At 59.5% G+C, this 12,106-nt stretch carries 9 protein-coding genes; 7 read left to right on the top strand and 2 right to left on the bottom strand.

Annotation, left to right across the window (positions count from 1 at the left end; translation table 11 throughout):
* Positions 1–31: 31 nt before the first annotated feature.
* Positions 32–1,261 (top strand): alpha-D-ribose 1-methylphosphonate 5-triphosphate diphosphatase, encoded by a 1,230-nt coding sequence (locus IDH41_RS04515; RefSeq protein ID WP_223829442.1) that lies wholly within the window; start codon positions 32–34, stop codon positions 1,259–1,261.
* On the opposite strand, the gene sspI is transcribed toward IDH41_RS04515, so the two are convergent.
* On the bottom strand, positions 1,255–1,488 hold the full coding sequence (sspI, locus tag IDH41_RS04510; RefSeq protein ID WP_190858678.1) for a small acid-soluble spore protein SspI: 234 nt from the start codon (positions 1,486–1,488) through the stop codon (positions 1,255–1,257). The two genes, IDH41_RS04515 and sspI, sit on opposite strands and share 7 nt — an antisense overlap.
* Positions 1,489–1,572: 84 nt before the next feature.
* On the opposite strand from sspI, the gene IDH41_RS04505 reads away from it, so the two are divergent.
* The 4 genes from IDH41_RS04505 to IDH41_RS04490 all read left to right on the top strand — a co-directional run bounded on the left by IDH41_RS04505 (position 1,573) and on the right by IDH41_RS04490 (position 6,689).
* Positions 1,573–2,295, top strand: a complete 723-nt coding sequence (locus IDH41_RS04505) for a potassium channel family protein (protein WP_397327446.1) — start codon at positions 1,573–1,575, stop codon at positions 2,293–2,295.
* Positions 2,296–2,303: 8 nt separating this feature from the next.
* A complete protein-coding gene (locus tag IDH41_RS04500; RefSeq protein WP_190858674.1) occupies positions 2,304–3,113 on the top strand; it encodes a TrmH family RNA methyltransferase in 810 nt (269 codons plus the stop codon).
* A 246-nt stretch (positions 3,114–3,359) separates the two neighbouring features.
* Positions 3,360–5,390, top strand: coding sequence for a tachylectin-related carbohydrate-binding protein (locus IDH41_RS04495; protein WP_190858672.1), 2,031 nt, complete (start codon positions 3,360–3,362; stop codon positions 5,388–5,390).
* Positions 5,391–5,642: 252 nt separating this feature from the next.
* The gene (locus IDH41_RS04490; RefSeq protein WP_190858670.1) at positions 5,643–6,689 is read left to right on the top strand and encodes a chitobiase/beta-hexosaminidase C-terminal domain-containing protein; all 1,047 of its coding nucleotides are present in this window, start codon (positions 5,643–5,645) and stop codon (positions 6,687–6,689) included.
* A 38-nt stretch (positions 6,690–6,727) separates the two neighbouring features.
* On the opposite strand, the gene IDH41_RS04485 is transcribed toward IDH41_RS04490, so the two are convergent.
* Complete coding sequence (locus IDH41_RS04485; RefSeq protein ID WP_190858668.1) at positions 6,728–7,621, bottom strand: LysR family transcriptional regulator; 894 nt, start codon at positions 7,619–7,621, stop codon at positions 6,728–6,730.
* Between the two features lie 196 nt (positions 7,622–7,817).
* Here IDH41_RS04485 and IDH41_RS04480 point away from each other — a divergent pair, with 196 nt between their 5' ends.
* On the top strand, positions 7,818–8,558 hold the full coding sequence (locus IDH41_RS04480) for a sulfite exporter TauE/SafE family protein (protein ID WP_190858737.1): 741 nt from the start codon (positions 7,818–7,820) through the stop codon (positions 8,556–8,558).
* Positions 8,559–8,658: 100 nt separating this feature from the next.
* Positions 8,659–12,000, top strand: a complete 3,342-nt coding sequence (locus tag IDH41_RS04475; protein WP_449867040.1) for a DUF5107 domain-containing protein — start codon at positions 8,659–8,661, stop codon at positions 11,998–12,000.
* Positions 12,001–12,106: the final 106 nt, after the last annotated feature.

Raw genomic sequence — 12,106 nt, 5'->3', positions numbered from 1 at the left:
ATATGGTAAGCTTATTTGGATGAAACGACGTATGGATAAGGGGACGACCGAACCGATGAGCAATGGGATGAATTCGATAATAAATCCGCTAATCGTAAAAAATGGAACGGTAGCGCTGCCGGATCGGCTGCTTGAGGGAGCGGTTGCCGTCAAGGACGGGCGCATCGACGCCGTGCTTGGCGACGAGGAAGGCGTGGCGGAGTGGCTGCGACGGCATCCGGACGCCGAATCGATCGACGCGAGGGGGCGCTACGTGCTGCCCGGCTTGATCGACATTCATTGCGACGCGATCGAGAAGGAGGTGCAGCCGCGTCCGAACACGCTGTTTCCGCTGGATATGGCGCTGCTCGAATTCGAGCGGAAGCTGCCGGCGCACGGCATTACGACGATGTACCATTCGTTGTCGCTGGGGGTCGGGCTTAGCTTGCGCGGCGACCATCTGCTTACCGGCATGGTCGAGCATATTCGCGCCTACCGGAGCCGAAGGTCGATGGTGCGCAACAAAATTCATTTGCGGTTCGAAGTATCCCATCTGGCCGGCATGGCGATCGTGGAAAACTATTTGAACGGGAACGCGATCGATTATTTGTCGTTCATGGACCATTCGCCGGGGCAGGGCCAATACCGGGCGCCGGGTTCCTTCGAGCGGTACGTGATGAAAAATCAAGGCGTGAACGCCGAAGAAGTTCGCGAGATCGTGGCCGATCTGACGGAGCGGAGGAAGCGGGTGGATTGGGAGGGGCTGCGGCGGCTCGGCCGACTTGCCGGCGAGCGCGGCATTGCCGTCGCCTCGCATGACGACGATTCCGCGGACAAAGTGGAGGAGTCGATCGGGTACGGCGTTTCCGTATGCGAATTCCCGATCAATCTGGAAACCGCGATGCATGCGGCGAAGCGGGGGCTACACGTTTGCGTCGGCGCCCCCAACGTCGTAAGGGGCGTCTCGCATGACAAAAACTTGCGGGCGCTCGACGCCGTATCCGCCGGAGCGGCGGATATATTGTGCTCGGACTACCACCCGTCCTCGATGCTAGCGGCCGTCTTCAAGCTGGCCGACGAAGGGGTGGCCGCTCTGCCGGAAGCCGTCCGGATGGCGACGCTCCATCCGGCGCAGGCGCTTCGCGCGGATGGCGAGCTCGGTTCCATCGAGCCGGGCAAAGCGGCCGATCTAATCGTCGTCGACCGTTTTGAAGGGCTGCCTTGGGTGACGGATACGATCGTCGGCGGGCAGGCCGTCTACCGGGCGTCGACGCGTTATTGAGACGGGTTCGCGCGTTCGTTGTGATGTAGATGCTTGTACAGCGAATCGACCATGCGATGCTGCTCCGGCTCGGTGGAATGCTGCCAGATCATCTCGAACAGCACGCCCAGGCCGGGCAGCGTCTGCTCGTCCGCCCCGATCGAATCCTCGATCACCTCGGAGAGCTCTTGCGCGGAATTGTCCTGTACGCGCATGACGATCGCTTGACGCAAATCAATGGTATTCAATTGAATGTACCTCCTGTCGCATTCTCATTTTTTTACCCGTTTACTATATCCGGAAAATGCCGTTTTCATCCAAACCCGCCGGCTATGGTATACTGTGGAGAAGAACGCGGCAGTCATCCCTGCAAGGAGGATACGGTAACAATGGCGAAAAAACAGTACGCGGTCATCGGCATGGGGCGCTTCGGCTCCAGCGTTGCCAAATCGTTGACGGATATGGGCTTCGAGGTGCTTGCGATCGACTCCAGCGAGCAGCGGGTGCAGGAGGTCGTAGGTAGCGTAACGCATGCGGTAGCGGCGGATTGCACCGATGAGGAAGCGCTCAGGGCGCTCGGCATCCGGAATTTCGACGTCGTCGTCGTGGCGATCGGACAAGATATTCAGTCGAGTATTCTGACGACATTGATCTTGAAGGATCTGGGCGTGAAGATGCTCATCGTCAAGGCGCAAAGCGAGCTGCACGGCAAGGTCGTCCATAAAATCGGGGCGGACAAGGTCGTTTTCCCGGAGCGGGACATGGGGCAGCGCGTTGCGCATCATCTGGTATCGCCGAACATTCTCGACTATATCGAAATATCGGATGATTACAGCATCATCGAGCTTAAGGCGCCGGAGCAAATGATCGGCAAAAGCTTGAAGCAGCTCGACATCCGCGCGAAATATAAATGCAACGTCATGGCGATCAAAACAGGCACCTCGATGAATATCGCGCCTTACGCGGACGATTTGATCGGCAAAGAGGACGTGATCGTCGTCGTCGGCAAAAACTCGGATTTAAAAAATCTGGAAATCGCTTATTCGGAAGGTTAACGAAAACGATGAACGAATATCAAGATCAAATGATCGCCTCCGTCCAGAACGAGAAGGCCAAGCAGTGGGCCTCCCTGCTGGACAAAAAATACCGAGACCGCGCCGGCCGATTTATCATTGAAGGCATCCATCTGATTCTGGAGGCGCTGAAGGGCAAGGCGGACGTATCGGCCATCGTGTACGATGCGGAGCGCGGCTTGCCGGCCGAGCTGCTCCGGGAGAGGACGCGGACGGACGTCAAGGCGGATTGGATTCAAGCTTCGCGGGCCGTCATGGCGAAGTGTACCGGGACGGATACGCCGCCGCCGGCGTTCGCCGTCGTCGCGAAGCTGTCGGCGGACCCGGAAGCGTTGTTCGGCGGCGATTGCCTCGTCGTCGCGCTGGACGGCGTTCGCGACCCGGGCAACGCGGGTACGATCATCCGCAGCGCCGACGCCGTGGGCGCGGACGCTGTCGTGCTCGGCAAAGGCTGCGTCGACTTGTACAACCCGAAGACGGTACGCTCGACGATGGGCTCGCTGTTCCATCTGCCGATCATCGAGGCCGATCTGACGGAGCTTCTTCCGAAGGCGAGGGCAAGAGGCGCGAAGCTCGTCGGGACGAGTCTGCAAGCGGAGCATACTTGCTACGGCTACGACTGGACGCAGCCGACCTGGCTGCTCATGGGCAGCGAATCCGACGGCTTGTCCGAGGCGGTGCGGGCGCTGGTCGACGAATCGGTCATCATTCCGATGGCCGGCGAGGCCGAATCGCTTAACGTGGCCATGGCTTCGACCGTTTTGCTCTATGAATGCTTGCGGCAGCGGCGATACCGGTAACGGCCGATAGGCATCGAACCCTTTGATAGACAAGGGGTTCGATGCTTTTTTTTGTAGCGGATGTCCAGCGTACCTCGGTTAAAATCCCGGTTTATTTTGTGGATAAAAATGGGTATTTAAGTTGATTGACGACTGCCACTTCGGAATGATAGACTCTCACCGAATTGGCGCCGTTCAATTGCGTACTTAGCGGGGATTGTCACGGGAGCTGCGTTCAAACGATTCCACCTTAAGGAGGATTTGTTTATGGCAGGGTTTACGGAAAAAGGCTTTAAGCTTGAAGCATCCGTAGCGGGCACGATGGCGGGCATGCTGCCTGCCGCCGGCCCGGCCGGGGCCGCGATCGCGACGGTCATCGGAGGCGTCGCGTTTATTATGGAGGTGCTGGAATGGTTGGAGAACGACACTTCGGTCCAAGATGCGCTGCGGGATATGCAGAAGCAGATCGACGGCATCATTTTCGTTCTTAACCTGCTCGACCAGCGGATGGACGAACTGGTCAATCAAGTCGCCATCGAGTCGAACCGGCAAACGAACCGCGACCTGCTGGATTATCTCGATGAGATTCGAACGGCCAATCTGGCGCTGCAATCTCCGGCCCGGGACTTGGAGGCGGCGGTTCGGACCGCCAATGAAGCCGGCATTACGCTCGACAAATTCATCCGCAACGACTTCGACATCTGGAGATGGACGGATGTCGTGTCGAAGGACGTCTTTAACCCGCAGACCGGCAGCACGCACGCCGTCACCTCGCTGGCCCCGCAGCAATTTAAACATTTGCCGACACTCCCGGTGTACGCGATGGCGGTTCTGACCTGGCTGGCCGCCCGGGAGAAGGTCGTACAGCTCGGGGCCAAGGAGCGGCTGGACGACGACGCGGGCCGGATCGCCCGTCACCTTGCCGCGGTATCGGTCCGGCCGGGCTTCGATAAATACGCGGACGGGGAGCTCGGAGCGCCTGAGTCGATCGCGGAGAACATCAAATGGCAAATCCGGGCCTTCGCGATCGCCGGCAGCGCGCATCCGGTCAACCGGGTGTGCAACTGGTTCTTCGAGGTTCAGAACTGGATGGACGGCGACCTGAAGCGCGGCGATCACTTCGATTTGACGATGGAGAGCGACCATGTGCTGTGCACGGTGGATCCCGCAACCCTCGGAGCGCCTTCGCTGGAGCTTGATGCCGAGAGCGCTTCCGGGATCGATATGCTGCAAGGACTGGCGGAGACGCTGGAGCATGTCTCGAGCGCAGGTACCCTTAAGAAACCGTTTATCGGGCAATTTCCGACGACGGAGGTTTACGCACCGGCCGTTCTCTACGTGATCGCGCAGAACGCCGATCTCCACTGGTACCGCAACGAGGAAGCAAGCCGTCCTGGCGGTTCCGCCGAGTGGAAGGGACCGGTCAAGATCGGCAACGGCTGGGGGGATTTTACTTCGGTGTTCTCGGGCGGCGGGGCCGCCGTCTACGGCATTCGTCCGGACGGCAAGCTGATGTGGTACGGACACGACGGCTTTTTCGAAGGAACCGGCAAATGGCGGGGGGAACCCCGGGAGGTCGGGCACGGCTGGCAGGGCTTCAAATCGGTCTTCTCGGGCGGCGAGCACGTCATCTACGGCATACAGCCGAACGGCGACTTGATCTGGTACCGCCATGACGGCGCATCGTACGGGGGAGACGTTACCACTTGGGCTCCATCGGTTAAGGTAGGAAACGGCTGGGGCGATTTCGTCAAGGTGTTCTCCGGCGGCGGCGGGGTCATCTACGCCATTCGCCAGGACGGCGTACTGGAGCGGCACGTGCATACGGGCTACCTGCAAGGGACGCTCGAATGGGAGGCGCGCGATGAAATCGGCACCGGCTGGAACGGATTTCAAGCGGTCGTTGCCGCGGGAGACGGCGTGATCTATGCGTTCACGCGCGACGGCAAAGTGTTGTGGTATCGTTACGGCAAGCGGAAAAAACCGGCGGCAGGCACGAAGTGGGACTGGAAGCATATACGGGAGATTGCCTATTTGGAGCCCGCCCCGACAAGGGAGACGGCCGTTACCGATGCCGTATGGAAAAAAATCCGGTTTACGGATATCCCCGTATTGCCGGATACCGCGACCGACGCGGCGGATTGGAAGAAGCGGCAGTTCATCGAGCTGGAAAGAAACCCGCTGATCACCGAGCTCATGACGATGACATGGGAAGGGCCGGTCGAAATCAAGCGCGGCCTGCCCGGCTTCCGCAGCGTGTTTCCGCTCATGAACGCGCCGTTCCGCGGGCCGAACTAAGAAGGAAGGGATAAGAGAAGCGGCTGCCGGGGCAGCCGCTTCTCTTGTTCCTGCCGGGAACGGGCATCGCCATGCTAGCTTTTTCGCATGAATCGGCGTGAAGCAGGTCGTTATACTGCCGAGCGAGAGGGAAAAACGATCATTTTTTTGCATGAAATTCATGTTAATTATCAATTATGCAGAAGCGGCGGCGCCAATTATAATGGAGGAGCCACGGAACGGATTTGATCCGGGTGATAGGGGGACGCTCGTATGGAACAATATTTATTCGAAAACGGGGAAAAGGTTGCCGCTCTGACGGCATCGCCCGCCCCGGGCGCATATTATACGGATCAGCATGTGCGGTTGCGCTCGGCTGCTCCCGATGCGGCGATTCATTACACGCTCGACGGCAGCGAACCGTCTGTGGGATCGACGCGGTACTCCGGACCCATTGCCGTTAAGCGAACGACGACGATCAAGGCCGTCGCGATAAGACCGGAAGACCGCCAGCCTGTCGCAGGGGCGCTTAAGGGACAAGCGGTCAGCGAAACGGCGACCTTTCGCTACGAATTCGAATCGAGGGAAACGATCGCTTCCAGATTTCTAAGCTTTACTTATCGATCGATGCCCTATCGGTTGTACATACCGGCGCAATACGAACCGGGCGGCGAGCCGTATCCGCTTGTGTTGTTCCTGCATGGCGGCGCTGAGCGCGGCGACGACAACGAAAGGCAGTTGCTCGCCAGCGACGGTGCCGTCATCTGGGCAGCGCCGGAGCATCAGGCGGCAAACCCTTCGTTCGTGCTGGCTCCGCAAGCGCGCAACGTGCCGGGCGGGGGATTCGGCTTGACGCGGGACGCGGCGAACGACGACGTGATCGAATTGAGCCGGGTATTCGAAGTCGGCGAGGATGTGCGGACGGCCGTCGAGATCGTCCGGCTCGTCGCGGAGCAATACGGCATCGACCGCGACAGGCTGTACGTGACGGGCTTGTCGCAAGGGGGATTCGGCACCTTCCATACCTACGCGATAGCGCCGGATTTGTTCGCGGCCATGGTTCCGATTGCGGGAGGCGGCGATCCGGACAAGATGCCGGCGCTGGCCGGCAAGCCGATCTGGGCTTTCCATGCGGAGGACGACGCCGTCATTCCCGTCTCGTATACCCGCGAGGCGATCGAGCGGATACGGGAAGCGGGAGGAGCTCCCATTTATACGGAATACGCTGCCGATTTGAATTACAATCATGGCTCGTGGGTGCCGGCTTACGCGAACAAGCAAATGATCGAATGGTTGTTCCGGCAGCGGAAACAAGGCTGAGAGGCCGATACGTCGAATGAGCCATGCCGAGAGCCGTTCTACGGGGAAGAAGTCTCTTCCTTAAAGCGCGCAATCAGGAAGCTCCTGAATCGCTCGGCGGGGGGAGACAAGTAACCGTCCTTGTGCCAGGCAAGGCCGATACTGCGTCTGCTGCCTGCGCCCGCGATGCGGAGCCGGACGGCTCTGCTCTGCACCAGATCGGGCATTTCGGGCAAAATGGACGTGCCGAGCCCCGCCGACACGAAGCCGAGCACGGTGACCACTTCTTCGCCTTCGAACGTAATCTTCGGCGCGATGCCGGCTTGTTCGAACAATCGGTCGGATATCGTCCTCAATCCGTATCCTTTCTTGACGGCGATGAACGGCTCTTCCGCCAGCTCGCCGATTTCGATCGACGGCTTCGAGGCCAGCGGATGCCCTTCCGGTACGTATGCGTACAGCTCTTCCTCCCATAAGCGGCGCCATGCAACGGAGCCGCGGAATTCGGTCATGGACGACAACGCGAAATCCGCCTCGCCCTTCTCCAAGGCGTCGAGCATGTCCCGGGTCGATTGCTGGAACAATTCAAACCGGATATGCGGCGCCTGCCTGCCGAATTCCCTGAGCAAATTCGGGACTGCCGACAGGCCGAGCGATTTGAGGAAGGACAGAATGACGGTGCCGCTATCGGGGTCGAGGTAAGCCGCAAGCTCCTCCTTCCCCTCCTGAATTTCCTTCAGCGCCCGATCGGCCCGCTTCAAAAATCGTTCGCCATACCGGTTGAGCCGTATGCTCCGACCTTGGCGGTCGAACAGCGGCACGCCAAGCTCCGCCTCCAAATTCGCGATGGAACGGCTTAACGCCGGCTGTGAAATCGTGAGCTTCTCCGCCGCGCGCGTGAAGTGCTGCATCCTCGCCACGGTTTGAAAATATTCAAGCTGCTGCCATTCCATACGCATCCCTGCTTTCGATGATGATCGTTAAGTTAGCCGGCTGCAAATCATAACATTAATGCATTGGATCCATTTAAATAATACATTAGACGTCATAATAGGCGCAAGTTAAGATGAATGAAGGGCAGTGCCCTGCTTATCATCTAATATTTGGAAGGTCGGGACAACGTTGACGATTATCGCGATTATTGCCGCCATGTTTGCGGTCGGAATGCTTCTGGGCTTTGTCGGCGCGGGCGGCTCGGGCTTTATACTGGCGATCTTGACGGTCGGCTTTCATTATCCGATCCATGCCGCGGTAGGGACGGCGCTCGCCGCCATGGCGTTCACCTCCCTCTCGGGAGCGATAGGCCAGCTTCGCTCCAAAAATACCGACGTCGCCGGCGGTCTGCTCGTCGGATTGACCGGCGCGGCCGCCGCCTACTTGGGCTCGGGCCTTTCGATCGCGATTTCGCCCGGCGCGATGAAGTGGTTAACCGGAGGTATGCTGGCGCTCTCGAGCGCGACGCTCTGGCTTCGGCTTTCGTTCGGCAAGGAAGGATCGGCGGCGTTCGTCTCGGCAAGGGGCTTCCGGTACTACGCCATGGCCGTCGCCGTTGGGCTAATAACCGGAGGATTGTCGGGGACGTTCGGAATCGGGTCCACGCCATTTATCCAGATCGGGCTGATGTTCCTTCTCGGGCTGCCGATGCGGACGGCGGCGGGAACGTCGATGCTCGTCATCCTGCCGATTGCGGCGGCGGGGGCGGTCGGTTATTACCGCGCCGGGCTGCTGGACGTTCCGCTGCTGCTCACCGTCCTGTGCGGCACCATGACCGGCTCGTATATCGGCGCCAAGTTCACGAAGCATGCGCCGGCATGGCTGCTGAAGACCGGAATGATCGCCACGCCCGTCGTCGCGGCGCTTATTTTATCTTTCCAATCGAATTCAATCTAGAATCCGAATATAATCCATCATGATCAGCGGATCATCAATGGTCGGCTCAGCCTTTCTCCTGTAAGGTATAGCTATAACAAGCTATGAAGGAGTGGATATGGTGAACGAAACGATGGAGCGTTCGCGCGTCTTCGAGGAGGTTGCGCATATTCCTACGTACGGCGTAGGAAAACCAGACAAAAATCCAATGTTTCTGGAAAAGCGGGTGTATCAGGGCAGCTCGGGCAGAGTATACCCGCATCCGGTCATCGACAAAATCGAAGACGACAAGGCGCTTAAGCCTTACAAGCTGGCCGTCCTCGAAAACGAATATTTGCGCATCGAAATCATGCCCGAAATCGGCGGCCGGATTTACCGTGCCGTGGACAAAACGAACAACTACGATTTTGTCTATTACAACCGCGTCATTAAGCCGGCGCTCGTCGGGCTTGCCGGTCCGTGGATATCCGGCGGCATCGAGTTCAACTGGCCGCAGCATCACCGGCCGAACACGTTCGGCCCGGTCGAATACCGGCTGGCGGAAAACGAAGACGGCAGCGCGACCGTATGGGTGAGCGAAATCGACCGCATGTACGGCACGAAGGTAACGGCGGGCTTCACGCTGCACCCGGGCAAAGCGTATCTCGAAATCCACGCCCAGCTGTACAACCGGACGCCGGAGCCGCAGACGTTCCTCTGGTGGGCGAACCCGGCCGTCGCCGTCAACGATCATACGCAGTCGGTGTTCCCGCCGGACGTGAACGCCGTATTCGACCACGGCAAGCGCGACGTATCGCGGTTTCCGATCGCGACCGGCACGTATTACAAAATGGACTATTCCGAAGGCGTCGACATCTCCCGCTACAAAAACATTCCGGTGCCGACCTCGTACATGGCGTACAAGTCGGACTACAACTTCGTCGGCGGCTACGACCATTCGGTGCGGGCGGGCCTGCTGCACGTCGCCAACCACCATATTTCGCCGGGCAAGAAGCAGTGGACATGGGGCAACGGCGAATTCGGCCAAGCGTGGGATCGGAGCCTGACGGACGAGGACGGCCCTTACATCGAGCTGATGACGGGCGTCTATACCGACAACCAGCCCGATTTCACCTGGCTGCAGCCGTACGAGGAGAAATCGTTCAAGCAGTACTTCATGCCGTACAAACATATCGGAGTCGTCAAAAACGCGACGATCGACGCGGCCGTCAACCTTGAGGTCGATCCGAAGGAAGCGAAAGCGACCGTGCAGGCATACGCCACATCGATCTGCGAAGGGGCAACGGTCGAGCTGAAGAGCAAGCGCCGCGTGTACTTGCAGGAGACGGCGGATCTGTCGCCAAGCCGCACGTTTACTTCCGTCGTGCCGCTTCATGCGGACGATGAAGCGCATGACTTGCGGCTGACGGTGAAGGATGCCGCGGGACGCGTGCTGGTCAGCTATCAGCCGAAGAAGCCGGAAATCGAGGAAATTCCGGATGCGGCCAAGCCGCTGCCGGAGCCGAAGGAGCTGCTAACGAACGAGGAGCTGTATTTGGCGGGCCTCCATCTGGAGCAGTACCGTCATGCGACGTTCGAGCCCGAAGCGTATTATTTGGAAGGCTTGAAGCGGGACGGGAACGACGCGCGCATCAACGTCGCCTACGGGACGCTGCTGCTCCGCAGAGGCTTGTTCGCGGAGAGCGAGGCGCATTTCCGCAAAGCGATCGGCCGCATGACGTGGCGCAATCCGAATCCATACGACAGCGAGGCGCATTACCAGCTCGGCGTGTCGTTGAAGGCGCAGGGACGGCTCGAGGAAGCGTTCGCCGCTTTCTACAAATCGGTCTGGTCGGCGGCTTGGCAGGACGGCGGCTACTTCTCGCTCGCGCAGATCGCTTCGGAGAAGGGGGCTTTCGAGGAAGCGCTCGAGCTTGCGGAACGGTCGCTGATTCGCAATGCGCGCAACTACAAAGCGCGGGATTTGAAGGCGGCCATGCTTCGCAAGCTCGGCAGGCTTCAAGAGGCGAAGACGTTCAACCGGGAGACGATCCGGCTCGATATCGCCGACTTCGGCGCTTACCATGAGCTTGTTCTGATCGGCCAAGCCGAAGGGGATGCCGCCGCGGCGGCGCAAGCGCTCGGCGAATTGACGGCGCTCCTGCGCGGCGACGCGCACAACCACCTGTCACTGGCTTCCGATTATGCCGGCGCGGGACTTTACGAGGAAGCGGTTCGGGTGCTTCATCTTGCGGCGCCAAGCGCGGACGCGGATGCGTATCCGATGCTCCACTACGCGCTTGCGTTCGGCTATGCGAAGCTGGGAATGCCGGCGCAATCGGCAGCGCATCTGCAAGCCGGCAGCGCGGCGACGCCGGATTACTGCTTCCCGAACAGCCTGTTCGATCTGGCCGTGCTCCTGCATGCGGTCGAGGCGAATCCGACCGACGCGAAGGCCCATTATTTCCTGGGCAACTTTTACTACGACAAGAAGCGTCACGGTGATGCGATTGCGCATTGGGAAGCATCCGTCTCGAACGACCCGTCGTACCCGGTGGCGCACCGGAACTTGGCGCTCGCCTATTTCAATAAAAACAACGAACCGGAGAAGGCGCGCCGGTCGCTCGAAACGGCGTTTGCCTGCGGTCGCACGGACGCCCGAGTCTTCTACGAGCTGGATCAGCTGTACAAGAAGATCGGCCTTTCGCCGGAGGAAAGGCTCGCCGCTCTTGAAGAGCAGCTATCGCTCGTGAAGGAGCGAGACGATCTGTACCTGGAGTACGCGACGCTTCACAATACGCTGGGCCGTCACGAGGAAGCGCTGCAACTGCTGGGATCCCGCCGTTTCCATCCGTGGGAGGGCGGCGAAGGCAAGACGCTCGGCCAGTACGTGCTCGCGAATGTGGAGTTAGCCAAGCAGCGGCTCGCCGAACAGAACTTCGCGGAGGCGGAGAGGCTGCTGCGGAGCGCGCTTGAAAATCCGGAGAACCTCGGCGAAGCGAAGCTGGCCGGCGCGCAGGAGAACAACGTGCTCTATTACTTGGGCTGCGCGCTCGAAGGGCTCGGCCGGCAGCAGGAGGCGGGCGCGGCGTTCGAAGCGGCGTCGCAGGGCCTCGATGAACCGGCGAGCGCGATGTATTACAACGACCAGCCGCCGGAAATGATTTTCTACCAGGGGCTGGCTTGGCTGAAGCTTGGCAGCGGCAAGGAGGCGAAGCGCCGTTTCAACAAGCTGATCGATTATGCCGAGAAGCATTTGTTCGACGACGTCAAAATCGACTATTTCGCCGTATCGCTGCCGGACTTCCTCGTATTCGACGAAGATTTGAACAAGCGCAACGTCATCCACTGCCGCTTCATGATGGGCCTCGGCCTGCTCGGCCTTGGCCGCGAACCGGAAGCGGCCGAGCAATTCGATCTCGCGATCGCGCTTGACCGCAACCACCAGGGGGCGTCGATTCATAAAGCTTTGGCAGCGAAGTAAGCAAGAGCTCCGTTCTCCCGGCCGGGAGGGCGGGGCTTTCTAATATTTAGGCTATGTTAAAACTTAATGTTGATTTTGTTCCCTAATTTTTCTCTAATATAACAAC

The sequence above is a fragment of the Paenibacillus arenilitoris genome (assembly GCF_014705655.1).
GTDB lineage: Bacteria > Bacillota > Bacilli > Paenibacillales > Paenibacillaceae > Pristimantibacillus > Pristimantibacillus arenilitoris.
This window is presented reverse-complemented; position numbering and strand designations above follow the sequence as displayed.

Coding starts and splice junctions, on each gene's coding strand:
- IDH41_RS04515 (WP_223829442.1), top strand. CDS start 32: ATGGATAAGGGGACGACCGAACCGATGAGCAATGGGATGAATTCGATA.
- IDH41_RS04505 (WP_397327446.1), top strand. CDS start 1,573: ATGGTATACTGTGGAGAAGAACGCGGCAGTCATCCCTGCAAGGAGGAT.
- IDH41_RS04500 (WP_190858674.1), top strand. CDS start 2,304: ATGAACGAATATCAAGATCAAATGATCGCCTCCGTCCAGAACGAGAAG.
- IDH41_RS04495 (WP_190858672.1), top strand. CDS start 3,360: ATGGCAGGGTTTACGGAAAAAGGCTTTAAGCTTGAAGCATCCGTAGCG.
- IDH41_RS04490 (WP_190858670.1), top strand. CDS start 5,643: ATGGAACAATATTTATTCGAAAACGGGGAAAAGGTTGCCGCTCTGACG.
- IDH41_RS04485 (WP_190858668.1), bottom strand. CDS start 7,621: ATGGAATGGCAGCAGCTTGAATATTTTCAAACCGTGGCGAGGATGCAG.
- IDH41_RS04480 (WP_190858737.1), top strand. CDS start 7,818: ATGTTTGCGGTCGGAATGCTTCTGGGCTTTGTCGGCGCGGGCGGCTCG.